Source organism: Spirobacillus cienkowskii (genome assembly GCF_037081835.1).
GTDB lineage: Bacteria > Bdellovibrionota_B > Oligoflexia > Silvanigrellales > Silvanigrellaceae > Silvanigrella > Silvanigrella cienkowskii.
This window is the reverse complement of record NZ_CP146516.1, coordinates 363,385-385,000: the sequence shown is the minus strand read 5'-3', so window position 1 is coordinate 385,000 and position 21,616 is coordinate 363,385. Positions and strand designations below refer to the sequence as shown.

Annotated in this window: 21 protein-coding genes, 1 tRNA gene and 2 rRNA genes (1 of these 24 cut by a window edge); 15 read left to right on the top strand and 9 right to left on the bottom strand. The window is 33.7% G+C overall.

Annotated elements, in window-relative coordinates:
* From Spiro2_RS01635 to Spiro2_RS01600, 8 genes are all read right to left on the bottom strand, one after another.
* Positions 1–496, bottom strand: a 23S ribosomal RNA gene (locus Spiro2_RS01635); it reaches 2,399 nt to the left of the window's first position.
* A 144-nt stretch (positions 497–640) separates the two neighbouring features.
* Positions 641–716 (bottom strand) — tRNA-Ala (locus tag Spiro2_RS01630).
* A 149-nt stretch (positions 717–865) separates the two neighbouring features.
* Positions 866–2,399, bottom strand: a 16S ribosomal RNA gene (locus tag Spiro2_RS01625).
* The 16S and 23S rRNA genes sit together here with 1 tRNA gene alongside, the layout of an rRNA operon.
* Positions 2,400–2,843: 444 nt before the next feature.
* A complete protein-coding gene (locus tag Spiro2_RS01620) occupies positions 2,844–3,809 on the bottom strand; it encodes a nitronate monooxygenase (RefSeq protein WP_338636607.1) in 966 nt (321 codons plus the stop codon).
* An 18-nt stretch (positions 3,810–3,827) separates the two neighbouring features.
* Positions 3,828–4,322, bottom strand: coding sequence for a DUF4442 domain-containing protein (locus Spiro2_RS01615; protein WP_338636606.1), 495 nt, complete (start codon positions 4,320–4,322; stop codon positions 3,828–3,830).
* Between the two features lie 85 nt (positions 4,323–4,407).
* On the bottom strand, positions 4,408–5,856 hold the full coding sequence (locus Spiro2_RS01610) for a response regulator (RefSeq protein WP_338636605.1): 1,449 nt from the start codon (positions 5,854–5,856) through the stop codon (positions 4,408–4,410).
* A complete protein-coding gene (locus tag Spiro2_RS01605; protein WP_338636604.1) occupies positions 5,856–7,469 on the bottom strand; it encodes a hypothetical protein in 1,614 nt (537 codons plus the stop codon). The genes Spiro2_RS01610 and Spiro2_RS01605 overlap by 1 nt, the downstream gene beginning before the upstream one ends.
* 518 nt (positions 7,470–7,987) lie before the next feature.
* Positions 7,988–8,629: a YkgJ family cysteine cluster protein gene (locus Spiro2_RS01600; RefSeq protein ID WP_338636602.1), complete on the bottom strand. Its 642-nt coding sequence runs from the start codon at positions 8,627–8,629 to the stop codon at positions 7,988–7,990.
* A 96-nt stretch (positions 8,630–8,725) separates the two neighbouring features.
* Here Spiro2_RS01600 and Spiro2_RS01595 point away from each other — a divergent pair, with 96 nt between their 5' ends.
* The 4 genes from Spiro2_RS01595 to Spiro2_RS01580 all read left to right on the top strand — a co-directional run bounded on the left by Spiro2_RS01595 (position 8,726) and on the right by Spiro2_RS01580 (position 12,965).
* Positions 8,726–8,974 (top strand): hypothetical protein, encoded by a 249-nt coding sequence (locus Spiro2_RS01595; protein ID WP_338636600.1) that lies wholly within the window; start codon positions 8,726–8,728, stop codon positions 8,972–8,974.
* Positions 8,975–9,021: 47 nt separating this feature from the next.
* Positions 9,022–10,008 (top strand): small ribosomal subunit Rsm22 family protein, encoded by a 987-nt coding sequence (locus tag Spiro2_RS01590; protein ID WP_338636598.1) that lies wholly within the window; start codon positions 9,022–9,024, stop codon positions 10,006–10,008.
* Positions 10,009–10,142: 134 nt separating this feature from the next.
* Positions 10,143–12,029, top strand: a complete 1,887-nt coding sequence (gene htpG / locus Spiro2_RS01585; protein WP_338636596.1) for a molecular chaperone HtpG — start codon at positions 10,143–10,145, stop codon at positions 12,027–12,029.
* 87 nt (positions 12,030–12,116) lie between these two features.
* Positions 12,117–12,965 carry a PilZ domain-containing protein gene (locus Spiro2_RS01580; protein ID WP_338636595.1) on the top strand — a complete coding sequence of 283 codons (849 nt, stop codon included), beginning with the start codon at positions 12,117–12,119 and terminating at the stop codon, positions 12,963–12,965.
* Between the two features lie 3 nt (positions 12,966–12,968).
* Here the strand turns inward: Spiro2_RS01580 and pgsA are convergent, their stop codons facing one another.
* Positions 12,969–13,646 (bottom strand): CDP-diacylglycerol--glycerol-3-phosphate 3-phosphatidyltransferase, encoded by a 678-nt coding sequence (pgsA, locus tag Spiro2_RS01575; protein WP_338636594.1) that lies wholly within the window; start codon positions 13,644–13,646, stop codon positions 12,969–12,971.
* Positions 13,647–14,160: 514 nt separating this feature from the next.
* Between pgsA and Spiro2_RS01570 the strand changes: the two genes are divergently transcribed.
* The 11 genes from Spiro2_RS01570 (at position 14,161) to Spiro2_RS01520 (ending at position 21,615) form a co-directional block, all read left to right on the top strand.
* On the top strand, positions 14,161–14,745 hold the full coding sequence (locus tag Spiro2_RS01570; RefSeq protein WP_338636593.1) for a peroxiredoxin: 585 nt from the start codon (positions 14,161–14,163) through the stop codon (positions 14,743–14,745).
* A gap of 82 nt (positions 14,746–14,827) precedes the next feature.
* Complete coding sequence (dacB, locus tag Spiro2_RS01565) at positions 14,828–16,324, top strand: D-alanyl-D-alanine carboxypeptidase/D-alanyl-D-alanine endopeptidase (protein WP_338636592.1); 1,497 nt, start codon at positions 14,828–14,830, stop codon at positions 16,322–16,324.
* A 5-nt stretch (positions 16,325–16,329) separates the two neighbouring features.
* Entirely contained in the window at positions 16,330–17,016 is a 687-nt protein-coding gene (locus Spiro2_RS01560) for a Crp/Fnr family transcriptional regulator (RefSeq protein WP_338636591.1), read from the top strand.
* Between the two features lie 5 nt (positions 17,017–17,021).
* The gene (locus tag Spiro2_RS01555; protein ID WP_338636589.1) at positions 17,022–17,699 is read left to right on the top strand and encodes an ABC transporter ATP-binding protein; all 678 of its coding nucleotides are present in this window, start codon (positions 17,022–17,024) and stop codon (positions 17,697–17,699) included.
* Positions 17,699–18,430 (top strand): heme exporter protein CcmB, encoded by a 732-nt coding sequence (locus tag Spiro2_RS01550; RefSeq protein WP_338636588.1) that lies wholly within the window; start codon positions 17,699–17,701, stop codon positions 18,428–18,430. Before Spiro2_RS01555 ends, Spiro2_RS01550 begins: the two co-directional genes overlap by 1 nt.
* Before the next feature lies 1 nt (position 18,431).
* Complete coding sequence (ccsA, locus tag Spiro2_RS01545; RefSeq protein ID WP_338636587.1) at positions 18,432–19,157, top strand: cytochrome c biogenesis protein CcsA; 726 nt, start codon at positions 18,432–18,434, stop codon at positions 19,155–19,157.
* Positions 19,154–19,336: a hypothetical protein gene (locus tag Spiro2_RS01540; RefSeq protein ID WP_338636586.1), complete on the top strand. Its 183-nt coding sequence runs from the start codon at positions 19,154–19,156 to the stop codon at positions 19,334–19,336. Before ccsA ends, Spiro2_RS01540 begins: the two co-directional genes overlap by 4 nt.
* On the top strand, positions 19,333–19,848 hold the full coding sequence (locus tag Spiro2_RS01535; RefSeq protein WP_338636585.1) for a cytochrome c maturation protein CcmE: 516 nt from the start codon (positions 19,333–19,335) through the stop codon (positions 19,846–19,848). Before Spiro2_RS01540 ends, Spiro2_RS01535 begins: the two co-directional genes overlap by 4 nt.
* Entirely contained in the window at positions 19,845–20,453 is a 609-nt protein-coding gene (locus tag Spiro2_RS01530; RefSeq protein ID WP_338636584.1) for a TlpA family protein disulfide reductase, read from the top strand. Before Spiro2_RS01535 ends, Spiro2_RS01530 begins: the two co-directional genes overlap by 4 nt.
* A complete protein-coding gene (locus Spiro2_RS01525) occupies positions 20,453–20,797 on the top strand; it encodes an RNHCP domain-containing protein (RefSeq protein ID WP_338636583.1) in 345 nt (114 codons plus the stop codon). Before Spiro2_RS01530 ends, Spiro2_RS01525 begins: the two co-directional genes overlap by 1 nt.
* Positions 20,794–21,615: a UDP-2,3-diacylglucosamine diphosphatase gene (locus Spiro2_RS01520; RefSeq protein ID WP_338636582.1), complete on the top strand. Its 822-nt coding sequence runs from the start codon at positions 20,794–20,796 to the stop codon at positions 21,613–21,615. Before Spiro2_RS01525 ends, Spiro2_RS01520 begins: the two co-directional genes overlap by 4 nt.
* Position 21,616 lies beyond the last annotated feature (1 nt).

Below are 21,616 nucleotides of genomic sequence, written 5' to 3'. Positions count from 1 at the left end.
ACTTGTTCACTATCGGTCATCGGGGAATATTTAGGCTTGGCAGATGGTCCTGCCGGATTCACACCGGATGTTTGTGTCCTGTGCTACTCGGGATACTGCTCGCAGTGTCTTGGCTTTCGGGTACAGGTCTTTCACCTTCTTTGGCCGTGCCTTCCAGCACTTTCCCCTAGCCGCAATCACTCACTTTATACAGTCCCACAACCCCAACAGAAATCACTTCCTGCGGTTTGGCCTCTTCCAGGTTCGCTCGCCGCTACTACCGGAATCACTTATTTGTTTTCTTTTCCTGAAGGTACTAAGATGTTTCAATTCCCTTCGTTCGCTCCGACAAACCTATTTATTCAGTCTGTGGTCACCTTAACGGTGGGGTTCCCCCATTCGGACATCACCGGGTCAAAGCCTTTTGGGCGGCTCGCCGATGCTTTTCGCAGCCTAACACGTCCTTCTTCGCTTCCCGATACCTAGGCATCCTCCGTACGCCCTTAATTACTTCCTCAAAGACATCATTCGCTTTGAGCTCTCTACTCTCACACTCGATAAAACACTCGCATGCCTATCTCGTGCTCTTCTTCTCTCTCTTCTTACGTCTTATTCTCTTGTCAAATAACTCTCTGGGTCTCTTTACCCAGCGCTTCTCTTATGGTGGACGCTAGGAGGGTCGAACTCCTGACCCCCAGAATGCAAATCTGGTGCTCTCCCAACTGAGCTAAGCGCCCTTCAACAAAAAAACTATCAACTCAAAAAAGATTCCTCTCTTTGGCTGATGCCTTTTTCGTTTTCTTTGACTTAAAGAAGATTGCAAAAACAGAGTGCGGGACTTTGACCTAGAATTGAGGCTGCCTTACGGCAATCCTTCTATTCCTAGAAAGGAGGTGATCCAGCCGCAGGTTCCCCTACGGCTACCTTGTTACGACTTAACCCCAATCATCGCACAAGCCTTGGCAAGCTGCCCCCTTACGGTTAGCCCACCTGCTTCTGGCTTATACAACTTTCGTGGTTTGACGGGCGGTGTGTACAAGGCCCGGGAACGTATTCACCGCAGCTTGATGATCTGCGATTACTAGAGATTCCAACTTCATGTGGTCGAGTTGCAGACCACAATCCGAACTGAGACCATGTTTTTGCGTTTTGCTCCACCTCTCGATTTCGCTTCGCTTTGTCTTGGCCATTGTAGTACGTGTGTAGCCCTGGATGTAAGGGCCATGAGGACTTGACGTCATCCCCACCTTCCTCCGGTTTATCACCGGCAGTACCCCTATAGTTGCCAACTTAATGATGCCAAATAAGGGAAAGGGTTGCGCTCGTTGCGGGACTTAACCCAACATCTCACGACACGAGCTGACGACAGCCATGCAGCACCTGTATCCGTGTGTATTGCTACTATTACGCATCTCTGCGCTTTTCACGGTATGTCAAACCCAGGTAAGGTTCTTCGCGTTGCTTCGAATTAAACCACATACTCCACCTCTTGTGCGGGCCCCGTCAATTCCTTTGAGTTTTAGCCTTGCGGCCGTACTCCCCAGGCGGATAACTTAACGCGTGTGCTCCGGTACTGAAGGGGTCAACTCCTCCAACACCTAGTTATCATCGTTTACGGCGTGGACTACCAGGGTATCTAATCCTGTTTGCTCCCCACGCTTTCGTTCCTCAGCGTCAGTTGTCGGCCAGGTGGTCGCCTTCGCCTCCGGTGTTCCTGCTGATCTCTACGGATGTCACTCCTACACCAGCAATTCCACCACCCTCTCCAACACTCAAGACACACAGTCTCAAATGCACGTCCCAGGTTAAGCCCAGGGATTTCACACTTGACTTGCATGCCCGCCTACGAACCCTTTACGCCCAGTAATTCCGAACAACGCTCGCACCCTTCGTATTACCGCGGCTGCTGGCACGAAGTTTGCCGGTGCTTCTTCTTCTGGTACCATCAAAAAAACAGACTATTAACCTGCTTTCCCTTCTCCCCAGCCGAAAGAGCTTTACAACCCGAAGGCCTTCGTCACTCACGCGGCGTTGCTGCGTCAGGGTTGCCCCCATTGCGCAATATTCCCCACTGCTGCCTCCCGTAGGAGTCTGGGCCGTGTCTCAGTCCCAGTGTGGCTGATCGTCCTCTCAGACCAGCTATCCATCTTCGCCTTGGTGGGCCGTTACCCCGCCAACTAACTAATGGAACATGGGCTCATCTTATGGCTGCTGGCCTTACGGTCCCAGCATTTCCAAAGTCTTGCGACTCTGCTTACGCGGTCTTAGCTACAGTTTCCCGTAGTTATACCCCTCCACAAGGCAGATCCCCATGCATTACTCACCCGTGCGCCACTAAGGTATTGCTACCTCCGTCCGACTTGCATGTGTTAGGCACGCCGCCAGCGTTCGTTCTGAGCCAGGATCAAACTCTTAGCTCTTATTTCTTGTCTTGCGACTTTTTCTTCTTCTTGACGTCGTCTCTTTGTAAAAACCTTGCGGCTCTTACTAGGGACGCTCTCGCTTCGTGCTCCTGTTTGACTTCCTCTAAACCGCTTACGAAGCTTAAACTCTACTCAAACTCTCACACTCGGCTTTCGTCCCGCACTCTGTTTCTGCTCTCTTCTCTTGTCAAATAACTTGTTCTCTACTTTCACACTCACTTAAGCTTTTGAAGCTTTGCTTGTGCGCCCGTAGCGAGAAACACAACTTGCATTACAAATTTTGAGTTGTCAAACATTTTTACAAAATATTTTAATTTTTTTTTAGCCTAAATATTAAGCAAAATAATTTGCGAGAATTTCGCACCTATCAATTAAAAGTATTTGTAATTATTGAATAATTATTTAAGAGGTGAGGATTTAAAAAAATAAACCTTAGTTGAGCTACCCAACAAGCCCATGAATAACTTCAGCTGAAGACAAAACTTCATGACATCCATCAACACTTTTACCTGCTTGCCAGTAATCCTTATAGCCAGAACCCTCTAACGACGCTCTTTTTAACTTCCATACAGCTTGAAAAGTGTAATACGCTCTAATCCAATGCTTTAACTTACTATGTTTTAACATATATCTTGCAATCGGGCTGGCTTTTGTGCCTACTTTAGAGATGTATTCTGTTTTTATAACAGAAACGGGAACCCCCGAAATTTTTTCTGTTAGCACAATGTCATTTGAAGTTGCTTTAATAATTGCTCTTTTATAATCATCGTGCGCGTTGCATTCGTGCGTAGCAATAAAACGAGTTCCCATCTGCACTCCCATATACCCAATCTGCATTGCATCCTGATACGATTTCTTGTCACCTATACCGCCAGCACAAATGATAGGCACATTAAAGTCTGATAGCTCTTTGTATATAGACTCAAAACCGTGAGTGCCTGCATGGCCTCCTGCATTGTTATTCACACAGATTAAACCATGCACTCCAGCCTGAATTGCCTTTTCTGCCCATTTTTTTTCGGTCACATCATGAAATACAATGCCTCCCATTGAGGCAACACGATCCACAACCCATTTTGGATTTCCTAATGATGTTACAAAAAAACGAACTCCTTCTTCTAGCGCTATTTCTAGCCACTTTTTCATTCTATCTTCATAAATTTTTGAAGATTTTTCTGTAATTATATTCATTCCAACGGGTTTTGTAGTTAATTTTTTAATGTACTGCAAGCCTTCACGAAAATCATATCTATGAACAAAAACTAGAGATAAAGGCTGGATAACTCCAATACCGCCTGCTTGCGAAACTGCCGCAACAAGCCCTGGATTGCTGCAAGGATACATCGCGCCGCAAATGATGGGATACTCAATTCCAACAAGACGTGTGAATGCGTTTTCAATTTTCATTTTTTAACCAACTTTAAATTATTGTTTAGTTCTTACTCGCCAAATTGCATGTACATTAGTGACAACTTCATGATCAGTATTTGTTATAGAAGACAGAAGTTTAAATTCTTGATTGTTTTCTATAGGATTTTTTAAATTAAAAATACATTCAGAAATTAAATTTCCTCTGGCTTTTTTTAAATATTCTACTTCAATTTTTACGAGTATAGCGTTCATATCATGTGGTAGTTGAGAAATTAAACTCAATCCTGTTGAAAATTCTCCTACATTGGCAAGCGCAATTGCATGAATTGAGTTTAAGTGATTTCTAATTGCTTTATGATCTTTTAGAAATACCCGAGCTTGTCCATGCTCAATTGTGAGTATTAATGGAGAAATAGATCCTGTATAAGGAATATACTTTGAAACAAGTGTTGTAAAAATTTTATTACCACCTGGAAACTTATTAAACTTTGGCCAGGCTGTTTGAATTAACTTACTTGGCGAGGAGAAATCTGTAAAAATACTAGCCATAACATCGCCTCTTATTGTATGTTTAAGTGAGTTTTGCCGTTATTACAGTTTAACTTAAAAATTTATCTTGCAAAAGTAACAATACTTATTCGCTTTCTTCATGATCATATAAACTTTGACGCGAAATACCTAATGATGATGCAATTTTTGATTTATTACCACCATATTTTTTAGACGCAACATTAATCATTATTTTTCTTAAAACATCTTTTGCTTCATCGAAATTTTCGCCTGAGAAGATATACTTAAGCAATGCCTCTCCAAAACGTCCCTCTAAAACTTCTCCGTAATTTTTAACAGAACGAGAAGAGGCAATTTGAGTATCCTGAACAGAGGTTGTGCGCATGCTTCCAACTATTTCGATATCAGAAGGATAAATTTGACTTCGATGGTCTGTTAATGCTTTTGAAATTGCATTTTCAATAATTTGATGCAACGTACGAAAATTTGCTGAAAATATATGATTTGCTGCAAGATCTAATATTTTACTAATGACTTCTGGGCTGGCTGAAATTTTTAAATCTTCACTTGATTGTGAAATTTGATCTATAATAAATTGAATCGCTTTACTCAGATCATGATTTAAATCTGCTATTGAGGGCAGATCGATTTCTCGATGAGCATATGCTTCTAAAAAACCTGGTGCAATTTTATTTTGGTAATCTGTACAATAAGTTCCAACAAACTTAATTAAATTAATTGATAAACTACCATCACCCAAATTAGAAGGAACATATTCTGAATCAAAAACACTTTTAAGTTTATTTTGATTTTCTTGCGAAAGAGCATGCAAGTTGTCAAGAATTAAAACTCCTCCAACAGCTCTTTCAAATAAACTCAATTGTAGAGTATTTCCAATATTTCTAGAGTCTCCAAAAAATAATAGATAATTTGCCTCATCTGATTTTGAAGCACAGTCATGGTAAACAATATTACGTGATAAACTCCCATAATTATTTTTTAAAAACTGATGTGCAAATAACTGAGACCCAATAGTTTTTCCTGTCCCAGAGGCACCACAAATTAATAAACGCTCTTCTTTTCTTCTCGTAGAATGCTCAAAAGAGTCTGAGGTTTGTTTTAATAAAAAAATTTCTTTTGAAAATCTTGAATCAAATTCTAAAATTTTTAATTTACGAATTGTAGTTGCCTGTAGTGCGGCAGCACCTAACACTTTTGTTAATGAAAAAGAATCTCGAAGCTTTGGGCAAAACATATCTGCACCAGACCGCACAACTTTACCAGGTAACTCTAAATCGTCAGAATTAGAAATCATAATGACAGGTAGGCCGGGCAAAGTTGCACGCAAATCTGGTAATAAATCTACTCCCCACTTATTTGTACCTTTATAAAAACAATCAACAACACAAACGTCATATATATTTTTTCTAAGTAATTTTTCTGCAGCTTTAATACTATCTGCAATATCTGCTTTTCCACCTAAGCCTTCAATTGCTAACACAATATCATCTGCATCTTCTGGAGTGTCATCAACAACCAACCATCTTGATATAGGGAAGACTCTTGATACCATTATTTAGCATCTCCAATCCAATTTAAAGCCAAACCCTCAATTCGTTCTTTCTTTGTAATAAGTTTTAAAATAAACGATTCAGGTAATGAAATATCTTCATCAGAAACAACCTCTACCTTTTCTCCATTATGACTTGTTTTTATCAAATTATTGAGCTCTTGGATATCAATTAGATATTTTTTTAGACCATGTTCAATTGATGTTTTAATCAGCAATTCGTTTTTGAAAAAAATTACTTTTTTTCTTTTAGCAGCAGAATCAGCTATCATAACAGCTTGCTCTTGCAAAAGTACTGCAGGAATATCAAACCCTGTTTCAACTTGATTATTCTCTATATTAAATAACATTTTTCCTTTAAGTTTAATAATACCTCTTTTAATTATTGATAATCCTCTCCCAGATCTTCCAAAAAATTGAAATAAAACTGGTGAATCTATATTTTTTAAATCTATTCTATTTGTTAATTTAGCAAAATGTATTTTTAACGCCGAAAAAATAGTTACTAAAGAATAAACTCTTAAAGAAAAATAATTATTTTCGTAAAATAATTTAATCTTAGATGGATACATAGAATGCTTTACTGAATTAGAAGATAAATTAACAATTATTCTTTCAAACAAAGAAATATCAGAAATTTTAACTAAAATATTTTTAGGTATATTATTTTCTATAGAATTACCCATAAAATGTGGATTAATATATCTTAATAATTCATCATAATTTAATTCCTTAGATAAATTCACTTCTTGGTAATGTTCTTTTGATGAGCGAACTTCAATAGCAAGCCTTTGCATGATACCGCGTATTGAAGTAATATTATAATTGAGATCTTGATGATCGTATTTATGAGCAATTGCGTCTAAAATTTTAGCGATATCGTGCTGCGCATCTAAAATTAGAGTTTGATAAAATTGCAAGTTCTTTCCTCGTACCTGAACTGCTTTTTGTGCTAAAATTCTTACATTTAACCAATAAATTTTATCTGTCTTTTCGAGAAGTTCATCAACATCTTCTGTTTGCTCAAGTAATTTACCAGCATAATGAATGGAATGTAACATTGCAAAAATACACAGCCCCCAAAATAGGATTACACCAGTGGAAACTATGATTGGCAATGAAATACTATGAAATTCAAATAAACTTAATGAATCCTTGCTGCAAGTATTGATGGTTAGCTCAACTAAATATGGATAAGGAGAACGCGCTGGCTGAAAGTACTCTGTTCTTTTTTCTAGGCACTCGTGTGGGATATTATCAGGAGATACCCACTCTCCAATTAAATGTCTTTCTGGATTTAAAAAATATACCGAAACTTTAGCAACTCGTTCTTGGCTTTGCGATTTTTTAGAATCAAAAGTAAAATTAAGGTATTCCTGCATCAATGACTGGGACTGATCTTGCAACCCCTGCGAGTCAAGTTCAGCTGTACCTAAAATACTCCCAGAGATGCCACCCATAATAAGAGAAACATCATGCCTTAAATTTGCAATCCGCTCGGCTCGAACCGATAAGGTCCAAATTATAGCGTACAATATCATAAACCCAATTGCAGAAATGATAAAATATGCTAGCAAAGAGCCTGAGTTAAATCTAAACTTTAGGTTTATGCGCATGTTATCTTTCATTCCACGATTGCTCAAGAATCCATTAAACAAGGAGAACATAGCTTCAAATTTACTGTTATCACAATATTAGCTAAAGTCCCAAGCTCTTAAAAATAAGACCTTCTAAATATCATTCTAACCTTTAATTTCTGTTTCTTTTTTGAGAGCAAATTTTTTCTTGCAAATTGAACCATCGGATGGTATCTGCATTGTTTCGGCTTAGCCTTAATTTAAGGCTCGAATTTGAATTATCCTTAATTTTTAACTATTTCAGGAGGTTGGTATGCACGGATCCCGTCATCGTCGTAAGCATCCAAAAGGACGTCGTAAAGTTGGTCGTAAAAAAAGAAAGTTGCTTAGACGTCGTCGTGCAGCAAGAACCGGCGGTAAGTAGGTTTTAAGCCTACCTATGTTGGTTAACACTAGCTTTCTCAAAAAGGATCTCAATATTTTTTATTGAGATCCTTTTTTGTTGAGTTTATTGATTAATTTTAGTGTTTTTTCAAAAATTCACTTAATCAAAAAAATTAGCTTATTACCCCATTTTCTAAATAATTAATAATAAATTTTTTTAAATCTTTTAATGAAACACGATCTTGATTATTGATAAATTTTGAATCTAAAATTATATTTGAATCAGTTTTATTTTTATGAAAAAAGTTTTCTGCTATACTTATAAGTATATTTAATCTATCAAGATCTAGCCATTCTGCTTTTTCTGGTAGAGAGTTTTCTTGCGTAAAATTTAATGGACAGACATCTACTGCTAAGTTTTCTTGATTTTTATCACTCGAAATTTTATATTGTAAAGGCAGCCCTTGTGTTCTACAAATGGCGGGACGAACCTCATATATTGAGCATCCATCATTATGCAAAAATACGCACGGTTTTTGTTTACTTTTTTTGGTATTTTGTTGTTCTAAATTATCTGACGCTTTAAGTTGTTCTAATATTTTATGTTTTTTTTCTTGATCTAATAAATATAGCCAATTAATAATTATATATGCTTCAACTTGAAAAATAGATATGTCTACGTAACAGCATTTTGAACAACCAAGTTTACATGACATATTTTTTAAATGTTTTTCATGAAATTTCTCAAAAAAATTTGTACAATTTTTATGTAAATTCGCGATAGGTTGCAGCTCAATAGGTGGTTCATGGTTCATACAAATATTGATCCTCAAAAAATTTTCTTTACAAAATGGTATATTTTGTATTACATACCCAATTAATGCTATTGATAAGCCAGAGGGGACGTCAAGATGATTTTTACAGTTTTAAAAAAAACAATCATATTTTTATTATACGGATTAGTTTGGCTGTTCATTTTTTCTATTCCAGCCAAAAACGATGAAAAAGTTTTTTACTATTTTCATGACAAAATTGTAGACTCTAAACCAGTCCATTGGTTGTTAAATAAATTTAACCTTGAATCAAAAAAAACAGAAAACAAAGTACTTGATACTGCTAATAAAGTACTCGATAATATAAAAAAAGAAATCAACGATTAATTTCGTTGTTCTGCATTTCTCGTTTTTATATTTAGGATCCTCTTAAAATGTCTTTTTATACTTATTTGCAAAAATTTCTTGAAAAAGAATTAGAATTTTACTCTACAAAAAATATTCAGTTTGGATATTCTAATTTATCTTACAAATACCGAGAAAATCGAAAAGAAATTACAGAAAGTCTCTCTAATGCGGAAGAACGTTTATCCTATTTAGCTGCAAGAATGCCAGCAACATTTTCGGCGGTATCAAAAGTTTTACAAGAAATTAAAGGTGATTTTTCTCCCTCAATCACAAGTGTTTTAGATATTGGCGCTGGACCAGGAACAGCAGCTTGGGCCTGTTACGAAAGTATTAATACTATTCAAAAAGTCTCGTTAATTGAAAAAAATAAAGAAATGATTGAATTAGGCAAAAAATTAGCTAGTGAGCATGAAATCTTGCAAAATGCGACATGGATTCATAAAGATTTACTGAACATCAACTCAGAAATTGAAACGGCTGATATTGTAATAGCAAGTTATTCATTAAATGAAATACCAGAGAACAACTACTTATCTTTACTAGATTTTTTATGGAAAAAAACAAACTATTATCTTATAATAATTGAACCAGGAACACCACTTGCTTTTAAAAAAATTCACTCAGCTCGGCAATGGCTCATACAGCAAAATGCATTTTTAGCAGCACCTTGTTCTCATTCAACGACTTGTCCTGCGTTCATAAATAGAGATTGGTGCCATTTTTCAGCACGCTTACAACGCTCAAACCTTCATAAAAATTTAAAAAAAGGGGAAAAAGGCTACGAGGATGAAAAGTTTTCTTATTTAATAGCATCAAAACACCCCAAACCTAATTATGAATCCAGAGTCATCAGACATCCCAGCAAGCACTCTGGTCACTTAAAACTACAGCTTTGTACACATAATGGTATAGAAAATGTTATCTGCTCTAAAAAACAGGGTGAAATATATAAAAAAACCAAAAAGTTAGAGTGGGGAGACCGCTGCCAAATATCAGAACTTCGCAACAGTTAAAATTGAGCATTAAAGTGAATGCCTGAGGTATTGACGAAAGGTGTTTGGCGCTTAATTTCATAAAGTACCGGCTTTATATCAACGAGTCGTAAAATTAAGCTAAAACTGTTAATTTTTTTATAAGGATTACTCCCATGACACAAGAAGTTCATTCCTTTCAAGCAGAAGTGCAACAATTGATGCACCTTATGATTCATTCTCTATACTCTAACAAAGAAATTTTTTTACGTGAGCTTATTTCTAACTCAAGCGATGCATTAGATAAATTACGCTTTGAAGAAATTGTGAATCACAACTTACTAAAATCTGACAAAGAAAACTCTATCACTATAAGCACTGATAAAGACAATAATATTCTTTATATTGAAGATAATGGACTAGGAATGAACAAAGATGAGCTTATGAGCAATCTTGGCAAAATTGCCAATTCTGGGACTAAGCAATTTCTTGAAAAACTATCTGAAAACGACAAAAAAGATTCAAATTTAATTGGTCAATTTGGCGTTGGTTTTTATTCTGCATTTATGGTTGCACAAAGCATTACAGTAGAAAGTCGCTCTGCTCATGGTAGCCAGGCTTATAAATGGACTTCAAGCGGTGACGGATCTTATTCTATAGAAGAATGTGATAAAGAGTCTCGTGGTACAAAAATCACTCTTCAATTAAAAGAAGACGCAAAAGAGTTTATTGATGACTGGAAAATTCGTAGTATCGTTAAAAAATATAGCGATTATGTCACTTACCCCATTTTCTTAGTTGAAAAACAAGAAGATAAAATTGAAAATGTACGCTTAAATAAATCAACTCCAGTATGGGCACGTTCAAAATCTGAAAACAAACCCGAAGACTATATTGAACTCTATAAACAAATTGCAATGGACTGGCGCGATCCTTTACTTTGGGAGCACATTAACCTTGAAGGATTGGTACCATTTAAGTCGGTTATTTTTATTCCTAGCGAAGCACCCTTTGATCTGTATACAAGAGATAACCATGGTTTACACCTTTATACCAAAAGGGTTTCTATCTCTGAAAAATGCAAAGAATTGTTACCTGAGTATTTAAGATTTGTTGCTGGCGTTGTAGAAACTGATGAGTTACCACTTAACGTTTCTCGTGAAATATTACAACAAAATGACAAGTTACCACAAATTAAAAAACAAATTGTTAAAAAGACACTTTCTGCTCTTCAAAATTTAGCGCAAACAGAACCTGAAAAATATATTAATTTTTACAAAACTTTTGGTTCTGTTTTAAAAGAAGGTTTTCATTTTGATCAGGATCAGCACAAAAATCTCAGTGAATTGGTTCGTTTTAAATCTAGTAAAACAGGTAAGGACGACTGGGTCTCTTTTAAAGAATACATTGAACGTAAGCAAGATGGTCAGACTGAAATTTATTATCTTACTGGCCCAAATTATGAATCGATTGAACGCAGTCCACACTTAGAAGAATTAGCTTCGCTTAATATTGAAGTTTTATTTTTAACTGATCCAATCGATGAGTGGTTTTTAATGAGCTACTCTAAACACGACGAGTTCAATCTTAAATCTATTAATAAGGGTGATCTTGATCTGAGTAACGTTAATAAATCAAAACAAGAAGAAAATAAAAAAGACGAAGCTCCTGTTGAGGAACTTGTTGGTTTGTTAGATTTGTTCAAAACAAAACTATCCGAAGAAATTAAAGAAGTTAAAATATCTAAGCGTTTGCGTGAAAGCCCATGCTGTTTAGTTGCAGATGAAAATGGCCTATCTCCTCATATGGAGCGAATTATGAAAGCATCAGGTCAAAGCCTTGGTGCTAATAATAAACGTATTTTAGAAATTAACCCATCTCACTCATTAATTAAAAATTTGGCTGAGCGCAAAAATAAATCTTCTGATGATTCTACTTTATCGGAATGGGTAGAGGTTTTATATGAAACCGCGTTATTATCTGAAGGAAGCCCTGTAAAAAATCCAGGAATGTTTGCCAAACGATTAACCAAAATCATGGAAATGGCATCTTCTGGTAAATAATACCCAACGGAAAACATTTCCTTAAGTTTACAGCCTCCCCTCCAAATTCTTACAATAATTGAAAGATCCTTGAGGAGGGGTTTTTTTATGGAAGTTTTTGACGCCGAAGGAAAATCGATTTTTGATATCACTCCCAAGAAAAAGAAACGTTATGTCCTTTTTTTATTTAAAATAAATCGTGATAACGAAACAAGAATTCGTACAATTGAAAAAGCAATTCAAAATAGTTTACCAGAACATATTTTAATTAGATTTGAAGATGCAAACGAAGGTTTAAAAGCTTTATTAGTTAAAAACATAGAATTAATTTTTGTTGATTATTCTTTGTTTGATAATGATAAAATTTCTGTTGAATTTGCATTAGAATGTAAAAAAAGAAGAAAATGCCCTATCTTTTTTACTGCTAAAGAAGATTTAGTATTAATTCAAGAATATAGAAAAACGTTATTTTTATATGAAGAACTTGATGATTACTTTAAAGAGCCTATAGATTTTGTAGAAGTATCTAAAAAAATTAAAAGAATATCTATTGCTCCAGCTAGAAAAGCTAAAAGATTTTCTTTAAATATCCCTGTTCAAATATACAGGCTCAATGATAACCAAAATTACAAAGTAATTCTAAGTGATATTAGTTTAGTTGGCTTTGGTATAATTTTACCAAAAAGTGAAAAATTTGTAACAAATGAACAATTTAGAATTAAAATCCCATTGCAAGAGTTTAAAATCTTTCATCCACAATATGGCGAATTTTTACCACTTTCTGGAAAAATTCGCCGAATTTCAATTAGTGGCACCAATATTGGATTTTCATTAGAAAATTCTACTCCAATGCAAATTGAAGCACTCATGAATTTACTAGAAAAAGTAACAAGAAAAATGCGAATGTTAACTCTGGCTGAAGAGCCTAAAGAAGAATTCGCAAAAATACCATTTTAATTTTTAAAATTTGTTTATTGCCTTTAACTTTTTTGCGTATTCATAAAGATATTGAATACCGCTAACTAAACTGGCAGCAAGGGCAAGAAGTATAAAAAACTGACCCACAATATGAAAAGGCACAAACCATAATGTACCACCAACTGTTAAACCGATTATTCCCAAGTCTTGAAAAGTTGTTTTTGTTTTTCCAATAAAACTGGAAGCAATTTGAATACCATCATCAACTGCGGCAAGACGTATTGCATTAATCCCTAAATCTCTAACTATTATAATAACAGCAATAACTCCATCCATTCGATGTTTTTCAACTAAAATTACCATTGCAGACACAACAAGCAGTTTATCAGCAAGGGGATCGAGTAATTTACCTAAAAAGCTTTCAACTTTAAATTTTCGAGCAATCCAACCATCAAAAAAATCTGTTAATGCAGCAAGTGAAAACACAAGTGCAGCTGCAATATCTGTAACACTGGGCTGAATTGGTTTGATAATGCCAAAATGACCTGACTCATTTGCAACTTCTCCTAAAGACATTAGGTAAACAACAACGGGAATACATAGTATCCTTAAAAAAGTAAGTCTATTAGGAAGTTTCTGAATCCAGGATGGAATATTACCACTTTCCAAATCACTTGGATTTAATGTTTTTTTGAGATTTTTAAAAAAAGTAAGGTTCAAGAACAACCCCATTAACAACTGAAGATAAGTAACCTTGATAATCTAAGATCCTCTACTACATGTTGTGCATTTGTATTAACTATTTTTCAAGTCCCAAACTTAAATAATCTATAACAAATAATACTATCATAAACGATCGTAAAAACGTTCCCTTTAGAAATAGGCAAAAGTCAATATATTTTATACTATTTATATTCTTTTAATTTAAAATACAAATTACCAAACAATAATTTAATAAAATAAAAACATTAAAATTATACTTTTAAAACAATAAATTCAATTATTTAAAAATTATTGAAAAAATATTATTAATTATAAAAAACTAAATTTAAATAAATATTAAAACTCAATCAATATTTATTTAAATAAAAAAAATGTATTTTATGTGAAAAAACTTAATATAATTAACGAATATATTGCTATTATCTTGACAATTAGGAAGGTAGGTATAGTCTAATGCAATGAGGCAAAAGTTCCTCTTAGTTTTATATTAACAAAATGAAAAGGGGTTACCATGAGTGTTTTAGTAGGTCGTCAAGCTCCTAACTTCAAAGCAGATGCTGTAGTTAATGGAGACTTTAAAGAAATTTCTCTTTCAGACTATAAAAACAAGAAGTATGTTGTTTTATTTTTTTATCCACTAGACTTTACCTTTGTATGCCCAACAGAATTGCATGCATTTCAAGAAAAAGTAGATGAATTTCAAAAAAGAAATGCAGAAGTGATTGGTTGTAGTATTGATAGCAAATTTTCTCACTATGCCTGGCTCAGCACCCCAAAAAATAAAGGCGGTATTGAAGGCGTTAAATATCCCCTTCTTTCTGATATTCATCGCACTATCGCTAGAGATTACGATGTTTTGAGTGATGATGGTGTGGCATTTCGTGGCTTATTTTTAATTGATAAAAATGGTGTTGTTCGTCATCAACTCGTTAACGATCTTCCACTTGGCCGTAGCGTTGATGAGGCCGTTCGTCTTCTTGATGCACTCCAACATTTTGAAAAAAATGGTGAAGTGTGCCCTGCAAATTGGTCCAAAGGCAAAGAAGCAATGAAAGCTACTCAAGATGGTGTGAGCAATTACCTTGCTAAAAATTAATTTTTTAATTCGTCAGTTTAAATTAAACAATGACTGCTTAAGGCAATAGCTTTAAGCAGTTTTTACTTAGAGGCACAAATTCATGAAGTCAATAAAAAGCCTTTTTTTATTAACGTTTTTGATAAGCCTTCACCCTTTTGTATTGAGTGCTACGCCTTTTCAAAATTTAGAAAAATTAGAACAAGAAGGCGCTCAAGTGTCTGCTCTGGTTATGAAACTCAATGACGGCAAAGTCATTGCCGAACTCAATGCTGACAAAAGACTGTCCCCCGCATCTGTTACAAAACTTGCAATTGCCTCTCAGGCTTTAGATTTTTGGGGTTCAGAAAAAACATTTGTCACAAAATTATATATGCGCGGTTCTTTAGATAAAGAAAACTCGGTGCTAAACGGTGATTTGATTTTTTATGGTTCTGGTGATCCCACTCTGACTAATGAAAAACTTTGGTTTTTAACCACAGATGTTGCGCGACTGGGAATAAAAAAAATTACTGGTAAAATTATTGTCAATAATTCATATTTTGGCAAAATAAAAAATGATGACAGCCGCAATGAAGGTAAAATTAAAAGTAATAATGCTTATGACGCTCCAATTTCATCTTCGGCTATAAACTTTAGTGTTTTAGCACTTGTCATTAATCCAAATCAGCAAACAGGCAAACCCGCAAAAATTGCAATAGAACCTTATCCATTAAAAAGTATTATTATTAAAGGTAATGTTATTACAACAAAAGCAAATTCTGCTTTTCAAGCTTCGGTCACACGTAATACCCAAAATGGAAAAGATATTTATACAGTTTCAGGACAAATTCCATTCAACGGCAAAACACAAAGAATTTATAGATCTGTTTCGGATCCGGACAGATATGCCGGTGAAACAATCCAAGCTTTTTTAAATAGTGCAGGAATAACAACATCGGGACTCATTGCCGTAGAATCAACATCCTTATCCACTGATGACAAAGTCATTGCAGAAGTTGATGGATTTCCATTAAGTTGGCAACTTCGAGGATTATTTCAAGTGAGCAATAACTTTATTGCAGATATGCTAGCATTAGGTTTACTCAATGAAATAAATTTAAAGAAAAAAGGCAACTTAATAGAAGGTGGAAAAATAATTGAAAACTACCTTCAGAATGTCATTAAAAACTCTCCTTGGAATAGTATTAAAAAAAATAAGAATCCAATTGTTCTTGAAAGCGGAAGCGGTTTAACTCCAAATAATAGACTTTCTGCTAGAGATATTATTTCTGTATTGGATCAAATGTATTTTAGTGGTACAGGTTTCCCTGCGTATCTTGCTGCATTACCCAACATCGGCGAGGAAGGAACATTGAAAAATAGATTTTCTTTGCCCTTTCAAAAGCATCTTCAAGGAAGACTACGTGCAAAAACAGGAACACTCACAGAACCTGTGCATGTTTCATCGTTGAGTGGCTATAGTCGCTTGCGTAATGGCGATTGGGTTTCTTTTGCTATTATTGTAAACGGAATCAAATCTAAACCAAAAATAGATCAAAAACTCATTCGAGATGCCATCGACTCGGACCTTGCAAAGGTTTTACCAGCGGAGCTGTAATACATATGGAAAGAAAAACTAAGGGAACATATACTCTTCGTAGATTGTTTCCAACTCTTTCTGAAGATGATCTCCTACTTGTTCAAGAAAATTCATCTGTTATTAAACTTAAAAAAGGACAAAATCTTTTTATCTCTGGAGACACACCACGCTCAATGTATGGTGTTGCGAATGGCTGTTTAAAAATAATCCGAGAAAGCCAAGAAGGAGAAAGCATCATCACACAAATTGCAAAATCTGGACAAATTGTTGGTATGCGAGAAGTCTTTGGCGATTTTAAATACAGTCGCACATCTGTTGCGTTAAAAGATACAGAAGTTTTTGCAATTGAAAAAACTACAATATTAGATTTAATTAAAAGAAATCCTGAAATTTCATTTCAATTTATGAAGATATTTTGCTTTGAATTAACACGATTAGAAAAAAGATTAGAATCTGACTTGTATAGATCTGCAAAAAATCGGGTTGCTGCAGTTATTGTTGAGCTTTATAATTTATTTGCCGAAGAAAAAGCGAAATTTTTTGTTCCACCTTTAAATAGAAGAGATATTGCAGAGCTTGCTGATGTCACTCCAGAAACAGTCAGTCGCTCTATTGCGGAACTAAAACAAGCTGGAATTTTAGACACCCATGGTTCATCATTCACTATATTAGATTCTATCGCTCTACAAAATGAAGTTGAGGAAAGATAAAAAATATGAATTGTTATTTATCTTGCGATAACTTAAGTTTAAAAGTAGGTTATCAACCTCTCATAAATTTATTTTCTTTAAATTTATATGCATCTCAATCCATTGCATTGATTGGTTCAAATGGTTGCGGAAAAACTTCACTTTTAAAGGTACTGGCTGGTTTGTCTAAACCCAACTCGGGAAAAGTTCATATCTTATCAAAACAACTTTGGCCAGAAAATCAAAGTGAGCGTGAAAATTTTTGTGTTTTTCTTTCGCATATACCAGGACTTTTATTAGATCACAATATTATCAATAATTTAAAATTTTATACACAATCTTTTGGAATAAAATTACCAGATGAGAGTTATTTAAATGCATTAAATAAAGTTGGTTTAAAAGATCGCGAATTTCAAACTGCTAGAAGTTTATCAAATGGACAAAAAAGAAGACTCACTTTAGCTGCACTTATACTTATTAAACCAAATATCATATTAGCAGATGAACCGACAAATGGCCTAGATAGTGATGGTATTAATTTATGTTTGAATATTTTTGAAAAACTAATGAATTGCAATAAAACAGCTTTGTTAATTGCCACTCATGAACAAAAAATAATTGATTGGTGTCAGTCTAAAGTTAATCTTGAAAATTTTTCTTTGCAAAACAAAAAGTCTAAAAAAACAATAAAGGCATTACTTTAATGTTTAAATACAAGAATTCTTTAAAAATTAATATTAAAACCTGGTTTTTTGCGTTTTTATTTATAAATAAGCTAAGTTTACATTCAGCATGGGTAAACAAAACATCTTGGTTTTCTGTGTTTATTTTTGCAATTACGCTTTTAATAATTTTTCCTTTTGGCCTTGGCATTGAAGCATTAAAAAGAAGCGACGTACAAATTGGTTGTTATTGGATTATTAATCAATTTGTTATAATAACTTCTGTGTCTAGAATGTTTTCTGCTGAGCAAGAAAATAATGCATTAGATTTTCTTTTGTCAAGTAAAACATCTCGCTCTGCTATTTTATGTGGAAAAATATCTTTCACATCTTTGCAAATTTTAAGTTTACAAATTCCAATTTTATTTTTCTGGACTATTTTTTACCACGTAGATGAAAAAACAATATTCTTGTTACTTAAAACTATTCTACCCGTAACATTTTTGTTTAATATTGGTTCTTCAAGTTTAGGCGCACTTCTTACATGTATTACAGCAAAGAGTTTAGCAAAAGAAATTTTACTTCCTCTACTTTTTTTTCCTTTACAATGTGGCATATTGCTGGCCTCAGTCTCAATTAGTATTCAGGTAGCAAGCAATTCTTTACTTGGTACATTTAGCTCAGAAGCATGGTGGACAATTCTTTTTATGTATCCCATAATTTTTACAGTTTTAGGCATTTTATTAAGCAAAATACTCCTTCAGGAACAATAAAATGAATATATCAAAGATTTCTCAACAAAACATTCCTTCAAACATTTTAAAACCAATCAAAAGATGGAATAGTATACTGATTATTTTTTTTATTATCCAAATAATCAGTTGGTACATCGCTTTATTTAAAATTGGCTCAGACACAGATCAAGGTAACGTTTATAGAATACTTTTTGTTCATGTTCCTGTAGCATGGTGCGCTTTTTTTTGGGTATTTTTTAGTGCTATGTTCGCAGGGTTAGCTTTAATAAAAACAAATAAAGCAGTAATTTTTGATCGTAGCAGCCATACTGCAATTGAAATTGGAACTGTATTTTCTATTCTCACGATTATAACAGGAAGTATCTGGGGAAGACCAACGTGGGGAGTATGGTGGGATTGGGATCCCAGATTGACTTCAAGTCTTGTTATGCTTTTGATTTGCTGTGGATATTTAATATTAAGACATTTTACACCAGACGTAAAAACGAAAAGAACAGTGTGCGCAATTGTTGCTATTTTAGGTTTAATAAACATACCAATTGTTTATTTTAGCGTTAATTTATGGCGTTCGCTTCATCAACCACAAACTTTTATTGAAAATTCAAAAAATGCTTCCTCTGATATTAGTCTTGTTTTATTTTTAAATTATATTGCCATGTTTATTCTTAGTATCGCAATTTATAAAATACGCAGACAAGCAATTTCTGCTCAAGAAACTTTAGATGCTGCAAGAGGTGATGAATGAATTCTAGCTATGGTAACTTAAGTTGGGAATTTTTTGTTTATGGTTCTTATATTATTGTTGCAGCTTCTTTATTTTTTTATGTTGCAATTACAATATTTAAAAGAAATAAAATTATTAAAAGTATGCAGAATGAAGGATTTTTTGAAAATACAGAAGCTAATAAGGATAATAATTCATGAAACTAAACGGCGGTCAACTTGCAGGTATTATAATTGTTTTAGGCTCATTAGGTTTAATTATATATCAGGCTACTCGTAGCGAATCGTCAGTGACATTTTATACACCTGCAGAAGTTTACGCAAACACAACAAAATTTGAAGGCAAGTTGTTTCGGGTTTCTGGTTTGGTTTTAACAGGAACAAAGCAGTGGAATGCAGAAACTCATGAACTTAAATTTAAAATCACAGACCTCGAAGGACACGATTTTAACGTTCACTACAAAGGGATACCTCCTGATTTATTTAAAGAAGGTCAAGGGGTTGTTGTAGAGGGTCGTTTGAATTCAAATCCAAACACTTTTCAAAATCAAAAGCTTATTGTTGCAAATTTATTAATGGTAAAACATAGTGAAGTTTACGACACTCAAAAAGATCATAAACAAATGAAAGAAGCAAAATTACTTGATAGCATTTTAAAGAATCAAAATATTCAAAAGCTCCAGAGCAGCAATGTTGAAAGTAAAATTTTATGAAAGCAAAAAAGCATAATACCAAAGCATTATTTTTTTCTGGAATTGTGATTTTTTTATTTTTTTTATTGATGACTTATGCTTTAAAACAAAATGCAAATTTTACACCAAGTCAGCTAGTGGGGCATGTAGCACCTGATTTTTCTGCGCCAATAACGCAAGGCGGACTGTTTAATTCACAAGAAAGTTTTAAAAGTGGTAGATGGACTGTTTTAAATTTTTGGTCTTCTTTTTGTATTGTTTGCCGCAGTGAAGCTCCAGAAATTGAAGATTTTTATCAATCTGTAACTTTAAAAAACAACTCATCTCCCCAATTAATAAGTATAAATATACAAGACAGTAAAGAAACAATTTTGCAATGGCAAAAAAATTACAATCAAAATTTTCCTGTAGTTCAAGATAAACAAGGACTTATTTCTATTCAATACGGTGTTACAGGAACACCTGAAACTTTTTTTATAGATCCTCATTCGCAAGTTAGATATCGCATTGCTGGACAAATAGATAAAAATTTAATTATTAAATTTATTAATTGGCTAGATAGTAATCCTAAATCAACCCAAGAAGATGCGACACAATATTTAATTAAATTGAGAAGTAGTTCATAATGACTTTAAATACCCCTTTGTTTACTAAAATTAATGAATCATTTATTTGCTTGAACTGCAAATTTTCTGTTCCTCCTGCTCAAAGCACTTGCAGAGATCATTGCCCAAAATGTTTATACAGTATTCATATTGATAATAATCCAGGAGATCGGGCTTCAATGTGTAAGGGGTCTTTAATTCCTGTATCATGGTCAAAAAATAAAAAAAAGGGAATCATGATTCATTACCGTTGTGCCATTTGCGCCGAACAGAAAAAAAATAAATTTTTAGAATATGATAATATTCTTTCTGATGATATAAATATTTTATTAAAATTAAATAGCATAACAAAGGAACATCAGTGAAAACAATAAAACTTCAAATTATTAATAATTTTATTGTAATATCAGATGTTCATTTAAGAAATCCTAAAGATGAAAATACAAAAATTTTTATAGAAACTCTAGATCAAATTATTGTTGAGAATTACAAAAATAAAATTGATGCCTTATTTTTATTAGGGGATATATTTGATTTTATAGCAGCATCTAAAAACTACTTTCTTAACTTTTGGAAAGAAATTTTTGATAAATTTGCACAAATTAAACAGTTAGGTATGCAAATTTACTTTATAGAAGGCAACCATGACTTTGGCTTTGAGCATTTTAAAAGCAAAACTCTTAATCATTACTTTACTGATTATGGTGATTTTATTATAGAGTTTGAACATAAAATTTTTGGCCTTGTAGTATTGAGACATGGAGACAATGTTGTTTGCTCCAATTCTTACCACAAAGTGAGAGCGATTTTAAAATCTTCTTATTTTCAAAAATTGATTAATTTTCTACTACCAGGTTTTATTATGCATTTTATATGCATAAGTTATGCAAAAAAAAGCAGAAAAAAAGGCGAATACAATAAACTACAACCTTCTTTTTTAAAACATTGTATAGAAAACTATACTAATGAGTATAAAACTAATTTTAATAAAAAAATTGATACTTTATTTTTAGGACATATACACGTTTTTCTTGATACTAGTTTAAACAACAGCCGTTTTATAGTTGGACCAGATTGGCATTCAGCTCCAAATTATTTTATATGTACAGACCATAATTTACAAAGAATATTTGTTAAATCAGATAAACAAATATTAAAACCAAATTCTCTGTTAGAAAATTAGA